Source organism: Microbacterium sp. Leaf203 (assembly GCF_001421275.1).
Taxonomy (GTDB): domain Bacteria; phylum Actinomycetota; class Actinomycetes; order Actinomycetales; family Microbacteriaceae; genus Microbacterium; species Microbacterium testaceum_A.
Map to the genome: position 1 here is coordinate 111,390 of NZ_LMKF01000025.1, position 19,567 is coordinate 130,956.

At 67.0% G+C, this 19,567-nt stretch carries 26 protein-coding genes; 3 read left to right on the forward strand and 23 right to left on the reverse strand.

The window, feature by feature from the left end:
- Position 1 precedes the first annotated feature (1 nt).
- The 23 genes from ASE56_RS10425 to ASE56_RS10530 all read right to left on the reverse strand — a co-directional run bounded on the left by ASE56_RS10425 (position 2) and on the right by ASE56_RS10530 (position 16,567).
- Positions 2 to 844: a hypothetical protein gene (locus ASE56_RS10425; RefSeq protein WP_056228904.1), complete on the reverse strand. Its 843-nt coding sequence runs from the start codon at positions 842 to 844 to the stop codon at positions 2 to 4.
- Positions 825 to 2,165 (reverse strand): phage portal protein, encoded by a 1,341-nt coding sequence (locus tag ASE56_RS16585; RefSeq protein WP_082450408.1) that lies wholly within the window; start codon positions 2,163 to 2,165, stop codon positions 825 to 827. Before ASE56_RS16585 ends, ASE56_RS10425 begins: the two co-directional genes overlap by 20 nt.
- Positions 2,166 to 2,175: 10 nt before the next feature.
- A complete protein-coding gene (locus tag ASE56_RS10435) occupies positions 2,176 to 3,864 on the reverse strand; it encodes a hypothetical protein (protein WP_056228907.1) in 1,689 nt (562 codons plus the stop codon).
- A complete protein-coding gene (locus ASE56_RS10440; RefSeq protein ID WP_056228910.1) occupies positions 3,864 to 4,361 on the reverse strand; it encodes a hypothetical protein in 498 nt (165 codons plus the stop codon). Before ASE56_RS10440 ends, ASE56_RS10435 begins: the two co-directional genes overlap by 1 nt.
- A 1,395-nt stretch (positions 4,362 to 5,756) precedes the next feature.
- Positions 5,757 to 6,065 carry a hypothetical protein gene (locus tag ASE56_RS10445; protein ID WP_056228914.1) on the reverse strand — a complete coding sequence of 103 codons (309 nt, stop codon included), beginning with the start codon at positions 6,063 to 6,065 and terminating at the stop codon, positions 5,757 to 5,759.
- Between the two features lie 909 nt (positions 6,066 to 6,974).
- Positions 6,975 to 7,229, reverse strand: coding sequence for a hypothetical protein (locus ASE56_RS16970; protein WP_156371675.1), 255 nt, complete (start codon positions 7,227 to 7,229; stop codon positions 6,975 to 6,977).
- Positions 7,207 to 7,692, reverse strand: a complete 486-nt coding sequence (locus ASE56_RS10450; protein WP_056228917.1) for a single-stranded DNA-binding protein — start codon at positions 7,690 to 7,692, stop codon at positions 7,207 to 7,209. Before ASE56_RS10450 ends, ASE56_RS16970 begins: the two co-directional genes overlap by 23 nt.
- A complete protein-coding gene (locus ASE56_RS10455) occupies positions 7,692 to 7,985 on the reverse strand; it encodes a hypothetical protein (RefSeq protein ID WP_056228921.1) in 294 nt (97 codons plus the stop codon). Before ASE56_RS10455 ends, ASE56_RS10450 begins: the two co-directional genes overlap by 1 nt.
- Entirely contained in the window at positions 7,982 to 8,281 is a 300-nt protein-coding gene (locus tag ASE56_RS10460) for a hypothetical protein (RefSeq protein ID WP_056228926.1), read from the reverse strand. The genes ASE56_RS10455 and ASE56_RS10460 overlap by 4 nt, the downstream gene beginning before the upstream one ends.
- Positions 8,282 to 8,285: 4 nt before the next feature.
- On the reverse strand, positions 8,286 to 8,585 hold the full coding sequence (locus ASE56_RS16975; protein WP_156371676.1) for a hypothetical protein: 300 nt from the start codon (positions 8,583 to 8,585) through the stop codon (positions 8,286 to 8,288).
- 684 nt (positions 8,586 to 9,269) lie between these two features.
- Positions 9,270 to 10,547 carry a DNA cytosine methyltransferase gene (locus ASE56_RS10470; protein WP_082450547.1) on the reverse strand — a complete coding sequence of 426 codons (1,278 nt, stop codon included), beginning with the start codon at positions 10,545 to 10,547 and terminating at the stop codon, positions 9,270 to 9,272.
- The gene (locus ASE56_RS10475; RefSeq protein ID WP_056228931.1) at positions 10,544 to 10,939 is read right to left on the reverse strand and encodes a hypothetical protein; all 396 of its coding nucleotides are present in this window, start codon (positions 10,937 to 10,939) and stop codon (positions 10,544 to 10,546) included. The genes ASE56_RS10470 and ASE56_RS10475 overlap by 4 nt, the downstream gene beginning before the upstream one ends.
- Positions 10,936 to 11,634, reverse strand: a complete 699-nt coding sequence (locus ASE56_RS10480) for a DNA methyltransferase (protein WP_056228935.1) — start codon at positions 11,632 to 11,634, stop codon at positions 10,936 to 10,938. The genes ASE56_RS10475 and ASE56_RS10480 overlap by 4 nt, the downstream gene beginning before the upstream one ends.
- Positions 11,631 to 12,263, reverse strand: coding sequence for a hypothetical protein (locus tag ASE56_RS10485; RefSeq protein ID WP_056228939.1), 633 nt, complete (start codon positions 12,261 to 12,263; stop codon positions 11,631 to 11,633). Before ASE56_RS10485 ends, ASE56_RS10480 begins: the two co-directional genes overlap by 4 nt.
- Complete coding sequence (locus ASE56_RS10490; RefSeq protein WP_056228942.1) at positions 12,260 to 13,117, reverse strand: PD-(D/E)XK nuclease-like domain-containing protein; 858 nt, start codon at positions 13,115 to 13,117, stop codon at positions 12,260 to 12,262. The genes ASE56_RS10485 and ASE56_RS10490 overlap by 4 nt, the downstream gene beginning before the upstream one ends.
- Complete coding sequence (locus tag ASE56_RS10495; protein ID WP_056228947.1) at positions 13,117 to 13,317, reverse strand: hypothetical protein; 201 nt, start codon at positions 13,315 to 13,317, stop codon at positions 13,117 to 13,119. Before ASE56_RS10495 ends, ASE56_RS10490 begins: the two co-directional genes overlap by 1 nt.
- Positions 13,314 to 13,616, reverse strand: coding sequence for a hypothetical protein (locus tag ASE56_RS10500; RefSeq protein WP_056228952.1), 303 nt, complete (start codon positions 13,614 to 13,616; stop codon positions 13,314 to 13,316). The genes ASE56_RS10495 and ASE56_RS10500 overlap by 4 nt, the downstream gene beginning before the upstream one ends.
- Positions 13,613 to 14,011, reverse strand: coding sequence for a hypothetical protein (locus ASE56_RS10505; protein ID WP_056228955.1), 399 nt, complete (start codon positions 14,009 to 14,011; stop codon positions 13,613 to 13,615). Before ASE56_RS10505 ends, ASE56_RS10500 begins: the two co-directional genes overlap by 4 nt.
- Positions 14,008 to 14,424 carry a hypothetical protein gene (locus ASE56_RS10510; RefSeq protein ID WP_056228957.1) on the reverse strand — a complete coding sequence of 139 codons (417 nt, stop codon included), beginning with the start codon at positions 14,422 to 14,424 and terminating at the stop codon, positions 14,008 to 14,010. The genes ASE56_RS10505 and ASE56_RS10510 overlap by 4 nt, the downstream gene beginning before the upstream one ends.
- 334 nt (positions 14,425 to 14,758) lie before the next feature.
- Entirely contained in the window at positions 14,759 to 15,316 is a 558-nt protein-coding gene (locus ASE56_RS10515; RefSeq protein WP_056228958.1) for a hypothetical protein, read from the reverse strand.
- Positions 15,313 to 16,059: a phage antirepressor KilAC domain-containing protein gene (locus ASE56_RS10520; RefSeq protein WP_235556978.1), complete on the reverse strand. Its 747-nt coding sequence runs from the start codon at positions 16,057 to 16,059 to the stop codon at positions 15,313 to 15,315. Before ASE56_RS10520 ends, ASE56_RS10515 begins: the two co-directional genes overlap by 4 nt.
- Positions 16,056 to 16,292 (reverse strand): AlpA family transcriptional regulator, encoded by a 237-nt coding sequence (locus ASE56_RS10525; protein ID WP_056228960.1) that lies wholly within the window; start codon positions 16,290 to 16,292, stop codon positions 16,056 to 16,058. Before ASE56_RS10525 ends, ASE56_RS10520 begins: the two co-directional genes overlap by 4 nt.
- On the reverse strand, positions 16,289 to 16,567 hold the full coding sequence (locus tag ASE56_RS10530) for a helix-turn-helix transcriptional regulator (RefSeq protein WP_156371677.1): 279 nt from the start codon (positions 16,565 to 16,567) through the stop codon (positions 16,289 to 16,291). Before ASE56_RS10530 ends, ASE56_RS10525 begins: the two co-directional genes overlap by 4 nt.
- Before the next feature lie 137 nt (positions 16,568 to 16,704).
- On the opposite strand from ASE56_RS10530, the gene ASE56_RS10535 reads away from it, so the two are divergent.
- From ASE56_RS10535 to ASE56_RS10545, 3 genes are read left to right on the forward strand one after another with little or no spacing between them, the layout of a single operon-like run.
- Complete coding sequence (locus ASE56_RS10535) at positions 16,705 to 17,364, forward strand: hypothetical protein (RefSeq protein ID WP_156371678.1); 660 nt, start codon at positions 16,705 to 16,707, stop codon at positions 17,362 to 17,364.
- 11 nt (positions 17,365 to 17,375) lie between these two features.
- Positions 17,376 to 17,813: an ImmA/IrrE family metallo-endopeptidase gene (locus ASE56_RS10540; RefSeq protein ID WP_056228971.1), complete on the forward strand. Its 438-nt coding sequence runs from the start codon at positions 17,376 to 17,378 to the stop codon at positions 17,811 to 17,813.
- A gap of 11 nt (positions 17,814 to 17,824) precedes the next feature.
- Positions 17,825 to 18,937: a site-specific integrase gene (locus ASE56_RS10545; protein WP_056228975.1), complete on the forward strand. Its 1,113-nt coding sequence runs from the start codon at positions 17,825 to 17,827 to the stop codon at positions 18,935 to 18,937.
- Positions 18,938 to 19,567: the final 630 nt, after the last annotated feature.

Consider the following 19,567-nt stretch of genomic DNA (forward strand, 5'->3'; position numbering starts at 1 on the left):
GTCAGGTGAGGTCGGATGGGCCGGTGAACCGGTCCTGCCGCCATGAGAGGGTCGGGCCCAGCTCGCCGTGCTCGTGCGTGACGATGAGCTCGGTGAAGTCGCTGATGCGACGGCCCTTGGCATCCGTCTTGCCTAGGCCGAGGTCGACGGCGCTGCGATCGAAGCGGCCGAGCTGCTCCCAGATGGCGGAGTGGGTCTCTTCGACCATCTCGCGATCTACGGCGATGCCCGGGTCGTGGTTGGCTCGGACGCCGCGTTCCCCGCAGTCGCACCCCGGGTGGAGCGGCTGCAGTTCGCCGGCGCGGTAGCGCTGGGTTGCGGCGATGACGCAGAGGGCGCAGTTCTCGTTGCCGGAGAGGACGCGCACGGTGTACTCGAACCCGGTCGCGGCGTACGCGTCCCGGGACTGCCGGCTGCGTGCCTGCTGCAGGTCGCTCGAGGCGATGGACAGCAGCCGCTTGCGACCCGCGGCGCGGGCGTCGACGAAGCTCTTGCCGTCGGCGAGTGCCGAGTACGCGGCGACCGCGGGGCGGCGGTACACCTCGGCCGCGGGCACGCCGCGGTAGCCGATGACCCGGTCGCGGTCGATGCCAGGCATGGTGCCGACGCGCTGGCCCTCGAGGGTGGCGAGACGCTGGACGAACGCGTTCGCAAGGGTGGCGGACTGCATCTGTCCGCCCTGCACGGCCGGGGCGATGCGCCCGATGAGACGGTCGACGTCTTCATCACGCAGTTCGCGGGATCCGTCCCACACCGCGGCCGCGTAAGCCAGGGTGCGGGAGCGGATCCCCGCGTTCTGCCGCATATATGCAGCGGTCAGCGCGTCAGGGGTTAGTGCCGCCATCGGTGATCGCTCCCGTCAGCGCCGCCTGCTGCAGCATCTCGGCTGCACGGTTGGCTTCCTCACTGTCGATCTCGTCCGGCGACATACCGAAGACGTTCTCGTCGATCCACCGCTGCGACCGCCCGGAGCCCTTCGCCGCAAGAGCAGCGGCGGCCTTCTCCGTGAGCGAGACGTGCTCGGGAGACTCGAACGACACCTTGATCGTTTCGTCCTCGTCGAGGTCGAGGATCCGCAACGCCGCCAGCAGGGCAGCCTCCATGGGGGCGCCGCACCGGTTGATGCGGTCCTTGGCCTTCTGGATCTCGCCCTTGTGCGCGTTTGCGGCACCGGCGGCAGACTGGTTCTGCCCTTCGGGGATGAACACATCGATCGGGGTGCGCATGACCGCGGCGAAATCGCGCGCGTCAGTCTTCTCCCCCTCGAGCAGTGGCCGGATGTCCACCGCTTCGGACTCCCACACGTCGATCCCATCGGGAAGGTCGATCAGGGCGCCGGGGGCGAAGTCGAGGCGCTTGCCCCAGTCGATGTCGTTGCCCTCATCGTCCTTGTCGGGGAGGTTCTTGAGCGCGCGGGCCTTGAACGCCTGGTAGGCGGTGACGACGAGTCGCTGCAGCTTTCCGAGGTTGATGCGGTCGATGACGTCGATGTGCGGCTCGAACTCCGCGACGCCGTCCTCGTTCTCCATCGCGAAGACCGGCACGGGCCCGTCGTACTCCTCCGGTGCGCCGTCGAGCTCCCAGTCGCCGACGATCGTGCCGCGGATGGTTCCGCTCTCGGTCTTCACTGAGCGAACGAAACGCTGGCGGATGCCGGGCACCCATACCTGCGCGTAGTCCCGCTCGGCGTCGTTGTCCCGCCACGCGCGAAGCGCCGCGCGGGCGCGCCATGGCTGAGACGGGTCGGGAGCGGTGATGACCTTCTCGGGCGGCTCGGACGTGATGACCGGCTCACCGTCGCGGATGCCCGTGATGAGGTACGACACCCGCACGGTGAGCATCGTGCGCACCGCGTCAGCGAACACCACCGACAGACGGTTGTCGCGCCACACCTTGCGCAGCGCCACGACCGCGGGACTGGTACGCGACGACCCGACGCGGACACCGGTCGGAACGATCCGGCCCGCCAGAGACTGGCACGCCAGGCCCGCATAGTTTGTGCGAGCCTTCTTCTGGAACGCCTTCCATGATGCCTTCGTGTTCGCGCCCATCTCGGGCATCGGCGCGTTGCCAGATGCGTAGCTGCGGAGCTCCGCGATGCGTGGCGCGCGAGCGTCCATGCGCTTGGCGAGGATTGGGAGCCATTCCTCCGGCGTGCGGGCCATCGGCCACCCCCTATCTCAGCTGTCGCGGCATCCGGCTCCGCGAGCTCGCGGTGACGCCCTTACCGATCGCGTCGTTGCCGGCGGCAAAGGCGAACGCAGCCCCATAGGTCGCGTCGATCTTGCCGTAGTCCTGGTTGTCGTCGGCCTTCTTCAGCACGTACCCCGCGCGGCGCGGATCGCGACGCGCATTGAGGAAGTGCCGGATCACGGCCGGGTCGCCGTCGAAGGTGACCTCGACCTGACGGATCGAGGAGTAGAGCTGGTCGAACGTCTCGCACGTGCGCGTGACGTCCTTCTGCTTCCACCGGATCGGCTCGGCCACGCTCATCTTCGCCTTCAGGCGCTTGTGGTGCGCGGCCTCCCACGACTTCACCTCGCCCGCCCACCCGGCGGACGGGTCGGCGTAGAACCCAACCACGTTGTACTCGCGGAACGCCTTCGCGACGGCCTGCTCGATCTCGAGCTTCGGCGGCCGCCAGCCCTCACCCGTTGGCCCGTCGGGCTGTTCCCACATGCCGATGAGGAAGAAGTGCCGCTGCGTCACGGAGTAGCCCATGAGAACGGTCGAGTCGGCGAGGTGCTTGTCCTTGCGCCCCTCGGATCCGTCGAAGCCGAGGGTGACCGGCTCTGACTTGCCGACTGTTTTCCCGGCGCCCGCCTCCACGCATGCGCGGATCTCGGGGTCGGACACGTACGCGTCGCGCGCGGCGTCGATCTGGTTGAGGAAGTCGGCGCGCATCACTGCTGGGTCGTTCGCGGTGTCGAAGAAGTCCAAGGCGCCGCGGTGCACGTCGAACCATCCCGGCGCGCACGGCGGATCGTGCAGGAGGCACCCGTCGACGTGCTTCGCGGAGTCGCCGTAGGCGATGCGGAGCCCGTGGACGAGGGAGTCCATGTCGTCGATCTGGGTGCTCGCCGGCGCGGGCCGGTGGTCGAAGTAGATCGAGCGGACGTCCTCGAGGTTCTTGTACTTCCCGGACTGGATGTCAGACCAGAACTCGAACGACTGCTCCGCCACCGACCGCTCGCCGAGCGTGTACGCGTTCGGGGTCTCGATCGTGACCCCGCCCAGCTTGGTCGCGTTGTTGCGGAGCGTCTGCGCGAGCTTCACGCCGCCGTTCGACCGCACCCACGTCTCGGTCTGGTCGAGGGACGCCGCGACCGCCTTGAAACCCTTGATCGTCGTCGCCGACGACGTGATCGGGACGATGCGGCCACGCTCGAGCGCGACGAAGGAGTCCATCGGCTCGAGGTTGAACTCGTCGGGCGCGGAGCCCTGGCGAAGCATCTCGAGCAGCGGCTCCCAGGTGTTCTTCGTCTGCTCCTCCGACACCGCGGCGATCGCGACGTAGGGGGTGCGTACCTTCGACCAGGGCTTGCCGACCGGCTGCCCGTCGGCGTCCCAACCATCGGGCACGACGTCGAATATGCCCTCGGCGATCATGATGCCGCCGACGAACGGTGACTTGCCCCACCCGCGGGGGCGGATGAGCGAGCCGCGGTGAATCATGCGGCGCCCGGTTACGGGGTCGATGCGGTAGAGCTCGTTGAGGAACTCCTGCTGCTCGACGGTGAGCACGAACGGGTCGAAGATGTCGTCGTCGCCGGCATCCGGGCGGCCGAGGTACGCCGCCATCTGGTCGGCAACCGACCACCCGAGGGTCGGGAAGTCACCTTCGAACTGCGGCACCCACGGCATCAGGCGGAGTCCTTCCTAGTGATGCCGCGCATCCGGTCGCGCGACGACGTCGCGCGGTCGACGCGCTCGGCCGACTCGACCTCCGCCGTCGTCGCGAGCGCGAACTGCATCCGCAGCCGCGCCCGGTCCTCGGGGGTGAAACCGTACTTGGCCTCCCGCAGCCGGAGCTCGCTGGCGAGCTTGAAGTCGCCCTTCCAGAACTGCGCGTGGATCATTGCCGTCTCGGCGAGGTAGGCCCAGTCCATCTCGGTGAACTCGGCGGCGAGCGGATGCCGCGAGAGCATCTCCCACCACGTCCGGGTGGTGGTCGGCCAGGTGAAGCGCTTCTTGACGACGGTGACGTTGCCGTCCGCGTCCTTGCTCGGCTCATCGAAGTAGAGCGTCGGGAGCTTCGGTTGGGCTGTCGGCTGGATCTCGAGCACGCGCAGCTCGACCGCGTCTTTGTTGCGGCGGGCTCGCTTGCTGGCGTCCTTGGGCGCGGGTCCGCGTCCTGGCATCTGTCACCCCGTTTCGGGTCGCCGCGGGCCCGTTTCGGGCTCGACGGCACGAGGCCGATACGCCCCTCTCTCGCATCCGCCCCAGCCTGGCGGGCGTCCGCGCCGAGATCGGCCGCGCACGGGGCGCAGGGCCACGCTCAGGGGCACATGGTCAGAATCCCCAGACCCGTACACACTGCGAACACCAGCGCCTCTCCGCGAGAACGTGGGTGGGGGCGGGGGGTCCCCGGGTGGGTCTGGGAGATGCTCAGCGGCGGCCTGGGTGCTTTTCGCGCGGGTGACGGGCTGAGGGACGCCACGCCTTGCGGCGCGCTGTTGCGGCCTCCTGCTGCGTCTCCCTGTTGTGGTGCCATGAGCAGAGAGTGCGCACGTCGGCGACGGTGGTCCGCTCACCCGGTGTCCACTGGCTCAGGTGAGCGGCTTGCAGGTCGTTCGTCTCAGTGCAGCGTGAACCATCGGACAGTTCAGCGACGCAGCGGTAACCGTCGCGGTTGAGGCACGCAGCACGGACAGCTGCGGGAACGTGAGTTGGTCGACTGTTCTCCCACGGCATCAGTCGCTGCCTCTCACCACAGTGTCACCGTCATCGTCGAGGTCAGCCATCAGCACGTCACAGCAGACACCCCACGCGGGCTCACCGCACACACCACAGCGAGGCATGTCATGCTCCCGGGTTTGGGCGGAACCCGATCGTGTCGGTGAAGTCCGTCTGCTGGTAGTTGGTCTCGACTCGGGCGTCCCCGCCGTACTGGCCGGGGGTGGGTTCAGCCGGTGTGCACCGGTGTTCTTGACGCCAGGTGAGAACGTCCCGGCGGCGGGCTCGGATGGACGCCCCGCATCCGCACCATTCGCGCATCAGGCATCCCCTCGAGAGAACAACCACCACAGGAACCCATGCCACGAACGCCGACCGAACAGGACAGCAGAAGCACCCACCGCCACACACACGGTGCAGAGCAGGGTGACCTTCATGCGCAGGCTCCTTCGCCCGTGAGCGCCCGCGGTCAGAGGCGAGGATGTACGTGTTACCCGTCGCTTGACCACGGTTCTTTGCGGCAGGGTGCCCGGTGCGTCATCGCGGCCGGGCGCCCCGCCTTTCACGTCTACGTCTCACACGCACGGGCACAGCTCCACATGCAGAAGGTGGTGCGCTCGGCGGGCCCGCGGTTCGAAGAGTCGAAGCCGGCCTCGCGCCGCTCGTGCGTCAGATGACAGCGTGCGGCGAATGAGACGAGATCCCACCCGGGGCACCAGGCAGGAAAACCACCCAGGAACGAAGAAAGCCCCTGGCCGCGTAACGCGACTCGGGGCTTCCTACGGTTCTGGTACTAGGCGTAAGCCTATCAGTGACGACGGCCCCACCCAGGTATCAACATCATCACGACACGCCGCACACTACGAACCACTCGATCCGGTGGCCATGCCCGCGTGCCAGGAGTTCGCGTGATTGCAGTCCTCGCAGCATCCGCCGTGGCACTCGGACGGGAGTGTGTCGCACGACGGGCAAGCATCCGCGCTCTCGTCGTACTCGTCGCCATCCTCTTCGTCGTCGTAGGCCAGCCGCTCGGCTATCTCGCGAAGCATCGCCAGCACTTCGGCATTGGTCCAGGTGACTTCGGGCGAGCTGTCCTCGTTCGCGTAGATGGTGAACTCGACGTAGCCGAGGGCATCCGCGCGGGCACTGTTGGCGGTGGGAGTGCTCACTCTACGCTCCTGTTCGTGTGGTTGGTGGGTTTCGGTCTGGTTCCGGGTCGGAGTCCGCACGGTCCGTCATGACCATCCACCCGGGTGCACCACTCCCCCTCGTGGACGATGGGACACGGATTCACCGCGAACCACCGGGACGCGTACGCCTTGCGGACTGTGTGGCGCCCGTCACGCATCTTCACGGTCGGGCCGAGCAGGTCACGGTCCAACCATTTGCGGGCCGTTCGTTCGTTCACCCCACGCAACGAAGCCGCCTCAGCCGGGGTAAGGAGCGGGTCGTACCACTCGGTCACCGACCCCGCCGCCTCCTCCTCATCGAACCGTGCATACGACCCGTGAGGTGCCGACGGAAGACGACACGGGAAACGGAACGTGTCCTGACGCTCCACACCCCACCGGTCCACAGCATCCCGAACAGACCACCCCTCCCGGACACCATCCGAGTCCGGGGCGTGACGGTTCAGCACCAGCGGCCCCAGCCACCCCATCGCCTCCGCATCATTCGACACAGTGGCGATGTCCGACCCGAAGAACCGCACCGCCGTCTCCACCGCATGAATCGCATCGATCAGGTCATCACCGATCGGCGCCGGCGGATGCGGCGACGACGTACGGATCACCTCACCCCGATCCCAGTTCCACCCCGACTTCGACGGATCCCCCAAAGACCGCAAACGGCCCAGCAAATCAGGGGCATCCGACAAGAGAGCGCGTGCACGGCCGAAGCACTGGTCACAGATCAGCGACCCATCACGACACTCACGAGGAGCACACCCCTTGCACGGCCCGACATACGCTTCCTCGGCTTCCTCAGCGCGCCGGCGACGGCGCACCTCGTTGTCGGAGTTGTTCTCGCATACCGCCCAGTGCACACCCGCCTGAACGCAGCCTCGAACACATACCCGGTCAGACATCTCTTCCCTCCCGTCGTGCGAGCAACCGCAGCACCCGACTGGTGACGTATTCGACGGTCAGATCCGGGGAGTGGCCCATGTTTCCGTTAGTGCGATGCCACAGATCGAGACCGAAGATGACCCAGGCGATCTGCACCAGAGGATCGTCCGAGGTTGCTGTTGCTCTTGCCTCAGCGACGATCGAAGACACGCGCGCTTTGATCGCGTCGTTTGCTTCCACGTCCTCAGAACGGGGTGTCGTCTCCATAGCTCCCCTCCCCCACGCTCGGGGTGGACCACGCCTCGGAGTCACCCGGCTGACGAGAATCCCACTCGGTGGACTGGGTGGGCTGCTGACGCCCAGTCGACGCTGCACGCGTCACCGTCGCCGTGGCATACCGCAGCGAGGGGCCGATCTCGTCCACCTCGAGCTCGATCGCCGTGCGGTTGTTCCCCTCACGGTCCTGATAGGTGCGCTGCTTCAGACGCCCCGTCGCGATCACACGGGAACCCTTCACCAGCGACCCGGCGACGTGCTCCGCGAACTCACGCCACACGCTCGCCCGCAAGAAAAGAGGCTCCCCGTCCTTCCACTCGTTCGCCTGACGATCAAACGAACGCGGAGTGCTAGCGATCGTGAAGTTCGCCACCGGGAGCCCGTTCTGGGTGAACCGCAGCTCAGGGTCAGCCGTCAGGTTCCCGACGACGGTGATAACCGTTTCCCCAGCCATCAGAGACCCAGCCCTTCGCGGATCTCGGGGCGGATAGTTGGGCGGTCCTTTCCGTTATCGGCAGGGATGAGGAGCGCGTGCGCGGCGGCTGTCTCGAGCGTGCCGGCTTCAGGCATGGTGGCGAGTGCGATGAGGTTGGCGATGCGCTGTTGCTCTACGGAGGCGAGCCCGATGTTCACGGTGACGACGAGCTGCTTTTGCGTCATCTCCACCCACTGTGTCTGCGGATCCATTTGCTCGATCTCGGCGAGTTCCTCTCGCGCTTTCGCTGCGTGGTCGATTCGTTCGGTCATGCTGTCTTCCCTTCATCTGCCGCCTGAGCGGCCTTGCGATATCTCTGGTTGGCTTTCAGGCCCATCCCTCGACGGATCTGCGCGATCGTCCCGGGCGGGCGGTTCAGTTCGGCGGCGATGTCCGCATCGCACATGCCGGCGAGGACACGGGAACGAACCCGGTTCCGGAATTCGAGGTACGTGCGGCGGGCCACGAGCTCTTCACGGACGATGACCCCAGCCGGTACACCGCGCTTCTCCGCCTCTGCCTGGATGCGCCACACGTCCTTCGGGTCCAGGTCGACCGTCACCTTCACGGGATCACCACGGTTCGGTGTCGGACAGGGACTGCTCGTACCGCTCGACCTTTTTGGCGTACCGCTGTTCGGTGAGCCACAGGTCGTGACGTCTTCGGGCCGTGCCGCAGGCGCCGCAGTCGAGGGTGAACCGGTTGTGCGGGTGCTCCGGGCATCCGATCGGTGGAGCATCCAACAGCAGGGGTCTCTCCGGTGGGGCCACGCCCTCCTGCTCCGCAGCCCACTCGGCCCACCGGCTCGCACGCTCGGCACCCTCGGCCTGCACACGCTCCCGCGCCCGCTCCCCCGCTCCCCCCATAGCCATGAATCCTCCGGAGGATTCCGGAACAGGCGGGGCAGGGTGCTCCGACTCCGTCGGGCGTTGCGTCACCAACGGTCTCGAAAGGGCAAACCACGTCGACCCGCCCACCGTATAGATCGTCAGGAACCCGACCTCGTCGAGCATCAACATCCACGTCTCCACCTCCGACGCGGTGATCGCCGGATCCCCCGGGAACGCTGCCCCCGCGATTAGATCCGGCCTCAGCTCGGCCCGGCCCTCGTCGTCCACCAACCCCCACAGGCACATCCCCGTCAACCGGGCCATGTACGACGGCACCTTCAGCAGGCTCGCGTCCGTCCAATGCGACGGCCGAACCGACCGGATTCTCACCCTGTTCATTCCCTCGTGCGAACCCTTCGAAAATCAGATCGACCGCCAATTCCAGGTGGTGCTCGTCGACGGCGAAGCACTCCGTGAAACCGCGGCCCATGAACAGCAGCCCCTCCGCCTCTTGCGCGGTGCGGAACGCGCGCGGGAACCACCGAGCGAGCTCGGCCAGCGCCTCCCGCTCCCACGTGGCATCAGTGCCACGGGCCAGGATGAGGACGTGACCGCCAGAGCGGGTCATCATCTCCACCCGGTGCGACTTCCACGCGCGGCCCACCTTGAGCACGCCCTCGGCGGGCCAGTAGACGACATACGTCATCGCGAACTCCGGCATGACGCTCACGCGGACACCGCCAGACGGATCGACGGGACGCCGGGGCGCGCGAGCAGCATGCGCAGCGCAGCCGCCGCCTGCTGCGGCACCACGCCATTCCCGCACGCCTTGAGCTGCTCCGCCCGGGACAGCTGCGCCGACGCAGTCACCCACCCGGCAGGCCAACCCATCATCCACTCCGTGAGCTCCGGGTTGAGGCGGGCCTTCCCACCCTTCCCGTCCGGGCGAACGGGTGCCGGCGCGGTCCGCCCCACGACCGACTCCCAGCGCGCGATGGCGGCTGCATACGGGCCCCACGATGACACCTCGCCGGTCACGTTGCCCTGACGGTCGCCTTCGTCGTCGCGCACCGCGCCAAGCCCGTACATCGTCTCTGTCGCGGATCCACCTCGAGATGCACGCGGCGTCGGCATCATCGTCACCTGCTCGATGACCTGATCCATCCGCGCGCGGAAGTCGCCGCTGATCTGGCCGTGCGCGGCGGGTGACGACGATCCGACCATCGGGGTAGGCAGGAGCGCCACAGTGGTTCGCAGGTCGAGTCCGCCAGCGCCGTGCGCCCCGGCACCGTTCATGTCCGTAGTTCGCGGAGTCGGCAGCAGCGTCAGGTCGCCAGGCTCACCGCTACCCCCGGCAGCAGCAACTCGTTCGAGCGTGCCCCCGAGCGGGCTGCATGACCACCCGTAGCGTCCGCCACCTGTGGCGTCGGCAGCAGTGCGCTCTGCGGGCCAGGCGAGGATGAAGAATCGGAATCGCCCGTGTGGGGCGCCGACGTCGGCCGCTCGAAGACCAGTCCACTCCGCATCGAACCCGAGACGGGAAAGGTCTGCGAGTACGGCATCGAGTGCCCGCAGATGATACTCATCGTCTCCGTCTCCCACACACCACGGGCAGGGTTCCACCTCGCTATCGGCTCGGGCACTGATCAGTCCTCTCGCGTTCTCGATGACGACCCAGTCCGGGCGGAGGGTGTCGATGGCTTTGACGTATTCCGACCACAGGCCGGAGCGGGTGCCGTCCTTCATGCCGCGGCGCGCGCCGGCGAGAGACACGTCCTGGCAGGGGAAACCGCCGGCGAGGACGTCGACGTGGGGCGCGGTGGCCCAGTCGACCTTCGTGACGTCGCCGTAGTTCGGCACATCTGGGAAGTGGTGCGCGAGAACGCGCGACGGGGCGGCGTCGAACTCGCAGAACCACGCGGGGTCCGATCCGAAGACATCGTCGACGGCCATGCCGAGACCACCGACCCCGGCGAACAGTTCGCCCGACTTGAGCGCGCTCATGCTGCGGTCTCCCATCCGCCGGCGTCATCAAGACGCACCATCCCGAACAGGGCGTGCCGCAGGGGCACATCCGCAGGCCGGGCCTTCCCGAGGCGGGACACCTTGTAGCCGTCCTCGGCGGGGTACTTCCCCGCTTCGACGTCCGCGTGACACCCGGTGGTGCCCGTGCCGCATCCGAGGGCACCGTTTGACGGGAGCACGAGGTGGGGGCGGTCGCTGTTGCGCTTCACACCGCCAGCGCCGCGGGGCTCCCGGTGCATCACCGACCACCCGTTGAACGGTTCGCCGCGACGCTCGCGACGCAGCCCGCGTCCACACACGACGCAGCATCCGCGGTCGCGGTCCCAGATCAGCTGCACCGTGGCAGGAGAGAACTCACCAGGACGAGTCATGCGGCACCTCCCATTTCGAACATCGCCTCGTATATGGGTTCCGGCTCCGTCGCGATGAGCGGAACGGGGGTGTTCTGGATGCGCCGCACGATGGTTTCGCAGTGCTTCACGGTCAGCTCGACGCCGATCGAGCGGCGCCCGAGGCTGCGCGCCGCGATGAGCGTCGAGCCCGACCCCGCGGTGGGATCAGCGACCACACCCGTTGTCTTGCCGACGAGGTCGACCATCAGCGGAATCGGCTTCTCGTGCGGGTGCAGGCGGCCGTTCTTCGCCGTCGACTGGACGGGCGCGTACGACAGCACGTTGTTCGTGCGGCGGCCGCGCCACTCGCCCTGGCCAAGCACGTAGATCTCCTGATCCGACGGCTTCCACGGAATCGACAGGTCTCCCATGCCGAGCGCTCCGAGGGTGTCCCAGATCAGCCGGGCGCGGACGCCCTCGGGGCGGGGGATGCGCCACGTGCCGAACACGAGTGCGGGACGGTCGCCCCACATCTCGAGGATGCGGTCGCGCACTGCGGTGTCCTTGTCGCCCTCGATCGAGGCGTCGAGCGTGGCGCGTCGCGATCCCGAGTTGTAGTCGATGCCGTACGGGACGTCAGCGATGAGCACGTCAGCGGCCACCCACTCAGTGATCTCGCGTGCGTCCCCTCGGTACAGAGTGATCCACTCGTCCTCATAGAACGGCACGCTCATGCTGAACCTCCGTGCAGGCGCGGAATGTGCGCGGACGGCGGGTGCGGCACCGGACCGGACGGGATGCGCGCGACGGGTGCGGGCTCCCACGGGAGGGCGGCGACGGCCTCGTCGACCTCAGCCGCCTGCTCGGGGGTTACCGGCGGTGCGGGCTCCCCCTCAGCCGGTTCGGTCAGGCGGGGGACGCGGGGCTTGCCCATGTCGAAGCGGTCGCCGATGACGTCGGGATAGGCCCGGGCGAGGGCGGCGCGGAGGACGTACGACTCGAATCTCTCGGTCTGGTTCTCGAGCCAGATGTCCTGCCAGCGGCGGCCGGTGTCGGTGAGGGCTTCCTCGCCGGGGAGAGCTTCCACCCAGCGGCGGATGACGATGGTCTCGACCCCGTCCCGGCGCACGGTGGCTCTCGCGCCGGCGGGGGGTTCCTCGTTCAGCCACAGGGGCACCCACACGACGCCGTCGGCGGTGAACTCGACCGGGTCGATCTCGAGGCGTGCTCCGGTGGAGAGTGCGACGCGGGTGTACTCGGCGAGAGTCTGGGCGACGTCATCCACCGGGATCGGTGCCGTGGGGGTGACTGTGCGGCGTATGCGCGACGGACGATCGTCGGTCGGCAGGGCGATGTCGGTCATGCTGCTGCCTCTTCCGTGTCCTGGTGGTCGTAGATGGCCCACATCGGGGGTCGGGCGATCTGAATCTCACCCGGGTAGCCGGGCCACAAACCCGTCTCCGTGCCGATGGCGAACAGTTCCCGGGCGCGTTTCGCGCGGGCTCTCCCGATCTCGCGGAAGTCCTGGTCGAGGACGATCACGGCGGTGAGGAACGGGGGTTCCTTCTCGACGACGACGAACGCGAACGCGTCGTACTCGATCCCCTCGAAACCGGCGGTGGCCTCGTAGTGGGCGTCCTGCACGTGGTAGCCGTGGTCGGCGACGGTCTTCGCGAACGCGACTGGGGTGGCCTCGGCGCGGTCGGTCTTCAGGTCGACGGCGACGCGGCGCCCGCCCCCGGTGGGGAGGACATCGAACCGGGCCCGGCACTCCGCACCCGTCACCGGGTCAGTGCCGAACACGGACGCCTCCCGCAGCCCCTCCTGCTCAAGCAGGAGCCGTGCCATCGGGTTCGCAAGAATCGCCTCAGCCATCGCGTCCACATGGGCGATCTCGTGCGCCTTCAACGGGGTGACACCGTTTGCGCGGGCATTCGCAATGAACTCGCGTGCCGCATCCGTCCCCGTCGTGCCCGTCTTCGACAACACCGAGGCGGGGATCTCGACCGTGCCCGCACCGACACCCAGCACCTTCGAATGCACCGCCGTGCCCGCGTCGTACGCCTTCTTGTGCGGCGACGGGTGCGACAGGAAGTACTCGAACTTCGCCGGCGCTTTGAGCAGCTGCCGGGCACCGGTCGATGACAGGGCCGGGTGAGCGTGGTAGAGATCCTCGTCCAGGTTGGGGACGAGACCGGAATACGTTTCGGTGGTCATCACGCGGCCTCTCTGCGGATCTTGTTCAAGGTGTCGATGTCGGTGCTCCACTGGATGCCGTGGTTGGTCGTCGACAGGGCGCGCATAACCACCTGAGGGAACGCCTTCTTGTCGATCTGCTCGATTCGCCAGCGGATGCCGTCCACGACGGGCGCGTCACCCACCACCCACGGCTTCACGGTCGGTTTCGTCTTCGTCATGGCTTGGGCCTTCCATCGCGGCAACCACACGACTGGCGGTTGCAGGGGAGCAAATATCCGTGGGGTTCGTGACCGCAGCGGGCGCACGCCCGGATCACGTACTTCGAGTCGGCGTCAGCGCACATCTCGCGGCGCAACTCGTCACGCTCGTCAGCGACCCGCAACAGCAGGTCGACCTCCTCATGGCCGAGGGTGTACTTGTCACGGCGTGCCACCGTCATCCACCAGTCACGGAGGTGGGAGAGGATGCCCGCGTCACGCTCAGCATCCGTGGACTCACGGACCGCCTCGACAGTCACGATCCGTCTCCCGCCTCTACGGCGGCCTCGATCATCCGGCGAGCCCGCATTGCGAACTCGAGGATCTCGGGGTCGATGCTGTCGACGCCCACGAGCGGCGTGAGGTAGCCACGCTCGGCGTCCCCGGGGTAGGCGTAGCCGATGCTGCGCCGGTGCGTCGTAAGCTCACCGTCGCTCTGTCGAATGACACGTCCCTCGACGTAGACCATCCACGAGACGCGGCGGTGCCGGCCGCGACCGTAATCGGAGCGGGTCACCTTGACGCGGCTCGGCTTGATCGTGAGGCGGCGGCCGTTGTCGGCGTCGGCGTGCTCGATCACCCACGCGTCGGCGCCGCAGTAGCCGACGATCTCGATGTCGTGAGGCGTGATGACGTAGGGGTCGAGGTCACTCATGCGTCCACCACCATGGGTGCGTAGACACGGGTGAGCATGTCCAGACCGGTGACGAACAACACCCCGTCAGAGGGGATCCAGACGACATGCCCGGAGCCACCGTTCGTGTCCACCGCCCGGTCGCCGAACGTGTCCCGGGCGATGCGGTGGAGGGTGGGTTCGTCGAGGAAGGGGACGAGGCGGGCGATGACTTCCGCGTGCATCTCGTCGGTGAGGGTGCGGCCACCGTCGCCAGCGAACTCGACCCACAGGGCGTATGCGTGGTCGTGGGCGTCCTCCGGCGTGATGTCCCGGGTGTAATTCCCGAGGATGCCGAGGAGGGTTTTCGCGGTGGCGGTGCGGGTGCGCGCCTCCACCATGGTGAGGATGTTGAGGGCTGCCTGGCGGCGCTCCTCGTCGGTTCTGGGATCCACGAACGTGCCCTTTCAGTGGAGGAAGTAGGGATGGGGTGACGCTTTCCGCGTCATGGGGTGTCAGCGGTTGCGGCGGGACCGCACAACATCACGGACAACAGGGGCCAAAAACCAGACCCACACAACGAAACCGACAGGAGCCGCGAACCACGCGGGAAGCTGATCCGGACTGATCACGACGACACCTCCCGAGGGACGTAAGCGGTCGGGAGAATCTCGTCCACCGAAGCGGGGTACATCCCGTACCGCTCCATCACGACGTCGCACGCTTCCTCCGGCGTATCGGCCTCGACCCTGACCGAGCGCCCCGGTAAAGCGCAGATGAAACGTGCAGTCACGACGCCACCTCCTCGGGGAAGATGCGGCGGCCCGCGACGATGCCTTCGTCGAATTTGCTGATGTTGGTCAGCGTCTTGGCCGACTGGAAATACTCACCATTGACGAACCACGCGTGCGACGAGTTGCGGAACATGAGGATCCACACCTCACCTTCGGCGGCGTCGTGCCACGGCTTCGGCTCCGGGTGAGCATCGAAGTAGGCGCGGGCCGCGCCGTAGAGCGTCGGCTCACCCGGATTTGCTTCGTACTGGTCGCGAGCTGCATCGAGATACTGCCCCGTCTTTTCCGAAACCACACGGATGCCGGGCGGACGCACGATGACGACGTAGTCGGGGTTCTCGGGCCAGCGCCACCGGCCCAACCGCTCGTCAGCCTCCGCCTGGAAGAACTCACGAATAGCCTCGAAGTCGCGGTCCTCGAAGACCACGTCACGCGCGTTGGTGCGTTCCTTCGTCAGGCCGAGCACCTCTCCGGAGAAGTGGATTGTGGTGCGGTCCCAGTTGCCGCCGTGGTTCGCCACGCTGATGCCGTTGGATGCGGTGAAGTCGTTCACGACGCCACCCCCACAGGCCGAGCCGCGTACCGGTTGACGAAGTACGCCTGACCCTTGCCCGTGACCTTCGGGGTCTTCGAGATGGTGACGTGCCCGTCACTATGGGTGACGGCGGTTTCCTTCACCCGGAACAGGCCGAGCTCCATCGACCGCTGCGTGGGCATGTTCCAGTCGCTGCCGCGGCGGCGGATGAGGAACCCGTCCGTGCGGAGCATGTCGAACAGGCGGTTCGCGCCGACCGGGATGCCGTTGCCTCGGAGGATCTTCGCGAGGTCACCGACGAGGATGTCCGTGTCGGCCGTGGCAACCGCGTCAGCGAACAACACCTTCGGTGCGTCCATCGCGACCTTCGCCTGCAGCGCCTCACGCTGCTCCACCTCAGCGGCGTACGCGCGCAACGCCTCCGGCAGAGTCTGCGGCACCGCCAACGCGGCCAGCTTGCGACCCATCTCGAAGAACGTGCGAACCAGCACCTTTTTGAACTCCCGCACCTGAGGGGTGTTCCGCTGGAACGTCATCAGCAGAGTCGCCTGCTGCTCGTTCAGGAGCGCGAAGCGGACGGGAGCGTTGTTGTAGCCAGGTCGCGTTTCAAACGCGACCTCCCCGAACTCCGCCAGATCGGTGATGTTCGCGAGGATCAGCTCGAGCACGTTCTTGTGCTGCACACCCGACCCACCGGCGACAGCCTCAGACGAGACACGCATCTCGCCGTCACGCTCGATGACCTGCACAACGGCGGTCATGACTGCCCCGCAGGACGAGTTGCGACGCGGGTCTCAGCGATCCACGCGTCGATCTCGGACTCGAGGTAGATGACGGTGCGGAGGCTGGGCTTGTAATAGGCCGGGCCGCGCCGGTTCTCGCGAAGGTCGGCGAGGATGCCCGGCGTCATGCCCGGTACGCGCTCGCACACCTGCTCGGGCGAAAGCCACACCGGCTGCGTCGTCGCCTTGCGGAGCGCGGTGACGTTGCTCATGCTCCGGCCTCCGCCGAGCGCGCATCCTCCGCTGTGCGGAGGACGAAGAGCGAGTCGAACGAAGCGTGCGGGAATGCCGCAGCGAGCTTCGCGAGGAACTCGTTCGACGCGACGGTCGCGCCCGTCCGCACTCTGCGGAGGGTGGAGTCGTCTACGCCGATGAGACGCGCGAACTCAGCATCGGTCTGGATGCCATGCGCGTCTCTCAGCTTGTCGAGCCGCACAGGATCGACCGAGAGAAAGTGGGTTCTTGCACCCGCGTTAGTGGCTTGCATGCACGTCACGCTACCCCAGGTCTGCCGCGCGTGCAAGCGTCCTGCATGCTCGTTAGCCGGAGCGGGCACACATCGCCGCATTCTTATGTGCGCGTAGCGCGCGTGCATGCACGCAAGGCCCCGTGTAGCGTGGGTCCGTGAGCAATGAGAGCGGCTGGGCGAACTACGTCCGCACTAACAGCAACGGCGACAACAACGCCGTGATCGCCAGCAAGGCTGGCGTCTCTGGGGCTACAGCGGGTCGCTGGGTGAAGGGCGACACCGTAGCGCAGCCCCAGCAGGTGATCGCCTTCGCGCGTGCATACGACCTCAGCCCCATCCCCGGCCTCATCGCCGCTGGGCATATGACGATCGAGGACATCCCCGACGACATCGTCGTGCAGCAATCTGACGGGCTCGACAGTATCGCCACGCGGACGCTGGTCGACGAGCTCGCGCGCCGCATCGACGCCATGGCCGACTATGCCGAATGGGTCGACGCGATCGCGAATGGGTCGCGGTCTCGAGCCCAGCTAGGATCGGCCACCCTTCGCTACCTCGACCCTCGCCGTCCGCCAGTGGCTGTCCGAGGCGAAGACTTCGCAGAGGTACTCTCGCCGCATATTGCTCAGGTCGCGACCCACGGCGACGCCGCCGTTTACAGCATGGGCGACGACTTTTCTGCCGCCCGCCGTCGCCGCAATGTCGGAACCCCCGCGCAAGATGAAGAGGCGTCGGTCAAACAGCCACCCGCAAAGCAGCGGACCGCGGCGAAGAAGGGCACACGGAAGGCTGACCGCGCACCACACGCCGAATGAGGGGGCACGAGGTGAAGGCACTACTGCAGTTCGCAGCCGCACGTGGCATCCGCGTGCACGCCGCCCACCTCGAGCCCGGAATCCTCGGCGAGTGGTACGCCGACGAGAACGAGATCTACTTTGACCTCACCCTCACCCCCAACGAAGCCACCTCAGTGGTCGCTCACGAACTCGGGCACGCGCACTACGGCCACGCCTGCGAGGACGACTCCAATGCCGAGACGCAGGCCGATGAGTACGCCGCACGCCTCCTGATCGACCCCGTTCGTCTCGCCGCTCTCGAGCGCGACGGCGCGACGGTCCATGACATGGCAGAAGACCTGCAGGTAACCGAGGAGCTCGTCGATATCTACCTGACCCGCTGCCTTACCCGCGTCCGCGGGGTCACCTACGCCCACGCCCGGATGGGCGCCGGCCAATGGTCGCACCGCGTCCGCTTCACCATCTAACGGAGACCCTCATGGCCGGATCCATAGAGGCATACGACACCGCCAAGGGGCGCCGCTACCGCGTTCGATACACAACCCCGAGCGGCAAGCGCACCGACAAACGCGGATTCAAGACCAAGCGCGAGGCCGAGATCTTCCGCGCCGAGGTCACCGTCGCCGTGGCCTCAAACGCTTACCTCGACCCCACCCTCGGCAAGAAGACCGTCGGCATGTTCGCCGAGCAGTGGAAGACCGGCCGACTGGCCCGCCTCAAGCCGTCGAGCCGGAACACCATGGAGACCTCCTGGCGAGTGCACGTTGAGCCCCAGTGGGGTGCGCGCGGAGTCGCCAGCATCCGAGCATCAGAGGTAGAGGACTGGGTCAGCGCTCTGCTCTCCCCCACTACGGAACGAAAAGCGCTCAGCGCCCAGACGGTCCGCCGCTGCGTCTTTGTGTTGTCCAGCGTTCTCGCTATCGCCGAACGTGACGGCGTCATCCGGTCGTCGCCGACGAAGGGCGTGCAGCTTCCCGCAAAGCGCTCGAAGCCAAAGCGCTTCCTCACCCATCAGCAGGTGGAGCGCCTGTCGGCCGAGGCACCCGGGAGGGAGACCATCATGCTGTTGCTGGCCTACACCGGCCTGCGCTGGGGCGAGGTTTCAGCACTACGGGTCCGCCACCTCGACATGCTCCGCCGCCGCATGCTCATCGAAGACAACGCCGTCCTGGTGAAAGGCGTCTACGAGATCGGCACGCCAAAGCACGGCAGCGCACGCGAGGTGCCCATCCCGGCCTTCCTGGTGGCACCCATCGCGCGGCTCTGCGAGGACAAGACGCGTGACGCCTTTCTGTTCTCCGACGGCGTCACGCCCATGACCTACCCCCACCGCACCTCAGGTTGGTTCGTCAAGGCCGTCACCGCCGCGCAGAGCGCCGACCGGACCTTCCCGACCATCACACCGCACGACCTTCGTCACACAGCCGCGTCGCTCGCCATCTCCGCGGGCGCCAATGTGAAGGCAGTCCAGCGCATGCTTGGGCACGCCTCGGCCGCCATGACACTCGACGTCTACGCCGATCTATTCGACGACGATCTCGAGGCCGTCGCACAGGCGATGAGCGACGCGCGCGCATCAGCAGTCTCATGAGACGCACATATGCTCAGCGGGCTTGCACAGCAGGGCATATGTGACACAAACTGAGTGTTGTCTCCACCGTGCATCGATCGCGAAGGCGCCGTCTCGCGAAACACACAACATAGACCCCCGACCGAGGTCGGGGGCCCTTGCTTATCCGGACGATCTTACGCTGCAGCCACAGCTTCGATCAGGTGTCGCATTGCGCATTCGCCCTTGCGGTCGATGCACGGGGGGAACGTCGCCCCTACTTCGTGGTGAGTCACCACTCCGTACTGGTCGCTGTAGTTCCCCTTGAACTGCACTCGCTGACCGGTTTTCCATGCCCCATCTGGGCCCAGTGGCATTCGCCTCATGGCGGTACCCCTTTCTTCTTGGTGCGCCCCGGAACCGTTCCAGGGACGACAAAAGGGAGGGTCCCCGCGATGCCGCGGGAACCCTCCGAGTCGGATGTGGGCAGAATGTGGGCAGCAGTGAGCGCGACGCCACGCGCCATACGCTCGCACTTCCCTGCTACCACGCCACCCCTTCCGTTAAATCGCTCTTTGACCGGGGCTTTCAGAAGTCCCAGTCGTCGTCTTCCGTCGCCTCGGCCTTGCCGATGACGTACGACGAGCCCGAGCCACTGAAGAAGTCGTGGTT

What these genes read in the sequence shown, in the direction of transcription:
- ASE56_RS16585 (WP_082450408.1), bottom strand. Translation starts at nt 2,165, where the DNA reads ATGGCCCGCACGCCGGAGGAATGGCTCCCAATCCTCGCCAAGCGCATG.
- ASE56_RS10530 (WP_156371677.1), bottom strand. Translation starts at nt 16,567, where the DNA reads ATGCAAGCCACTAACGCGGGTGCAAGAACCCACTTTCTCTCGGTCGAT.
- ASE56_RS10490 (WP_056228942.1), bottom strand. Translation starts at nt 13,117, where the DNA reads ATGACCACCGAAACGTATTCCGGTCTCGTCCCCAACCTGGACGAGGAT.
- ASE56_RS10525 (WP_056228960.1), bottom strand. Translation starts at nt 16,292, where the DNA reads ATGAGCAACGTCACCGCGCTCCGCAAGGCGACGACGCAGCCGGTGTGG.
- ASE56_RS10520 (WP_235556978.1), bottom strand. Translation starts at nt 16,059, where the DNA reads ATGACCGCCGTTGTGCAGGTCATCGAGCGTGACGGCGAGATGCGTGTC.
- ASE56_RS10475 (WP_056228931.1), bottom strand. Translation starts at nt 10,939, where the DNA reads ATGACTCGTCCTGGTGAGTTCTCTCCTGCCACGGTGCAGCTGATCTGG.
- ASE56_RS10450 (WP_056228917.1), bottom strand. Translation starts at nt 7,692, where the DNA reads ATGGCTGGGGAAACGGTTATCACCGTCGTCGGGAACCTGACGGCTGAC.
- ASE56_RS10435 (WP_056228907.1), bottom strand. Translation starts at nt 3,864, where the DNA reads ATGCCGTGGGTGCCGCAGTTCGAAGGTGACTTCCCGACCCTCGGGTGG.
- ASE56_RS16975 (WP_156371676.1), bottom strand. Translation starts at nt 8,585, where the DNA reads ATGGCTATGGGGGGAGCGGGGGAGCGGGCGCGGGAGCGTGTGCAGGCC.
- ASE56_RS10470 (WP_082450547.1), bottom strand. Translation starts at nt 10,547, where the DNA reads ATGAGCGCGCTCAAGTCGGGCGAACTGTTCGCCGGGGTCGGTGGTCTC.
- ASE56_RS10440 (WP_056228910.1), bottom strand. Translation starts at nt 4,361, where the DNA reads ATGCCAGGACGCGGACCCGCGCCCAAGGACGCCAGCAAGCGAGCCCGC.
- ASE56_RS10495 (WP_056228947.1), bottom strand. Translation starts at nt 13,317, where the DNA reads ATGACGAAGACGAAACCGACCGTGAAGCCGTGGGTGGTGGGTGACGCG.
- ASE56_RS10545 (WP_056228975.1), top strand. Translation starts at nt 17,825, where the DNA reads ATGGCCGGATCCATAGAGGCATACGACACCGCCAAGGGGCGCCGCTAC.
- ASE56_RS10480 (WP_056228935.1), bottom strand. Translation starts at nt 11,634, where the DNA reads ATGAGCGTGCCGTTCTATGAGGACGAGTGGATCACTCTGTACCGAGGG.
- ASE56_RS10485 (WP_056228939.1), bottom strand. Translation starts at nt 12,263, where the DNA reads ATGACCGACATCGCCCTGCCGACCGACGATCGTCCGTCGCGCATACGC.
- ASE56_RS10455 (WP_056228921.1), bottom strand. Translation starts at nt 7,985, where the DNA reads ATGACCGAACGAATCGACCACGCAGCGAAAGCGCGAGAGGAACTCGCC.
- ASE56_RS10425 (WP_056228904.1), bottom strand. Translation starts at nt 844, where the DNA reads ATGGCGGCACTAACCCCTGACGCGCTGACCGCTGCATATATGCGGCAG.
- ASE56_RS10505 (WP_056228955.1), bottom strand. Translation starts at nt 14,011, where the DNA reads ATGAGTGACCTCGACCCCTACGTCATCACGCCTCACGACATCGAGATC.
- ASE56_RS16970 (WP_156371675.1), bottom strand. Translation starts at nt 7,229, where the DNA reads ATGGAGACGACACCCCGTTCTGAGGACGTGGAAGCAAACGACGCGATC.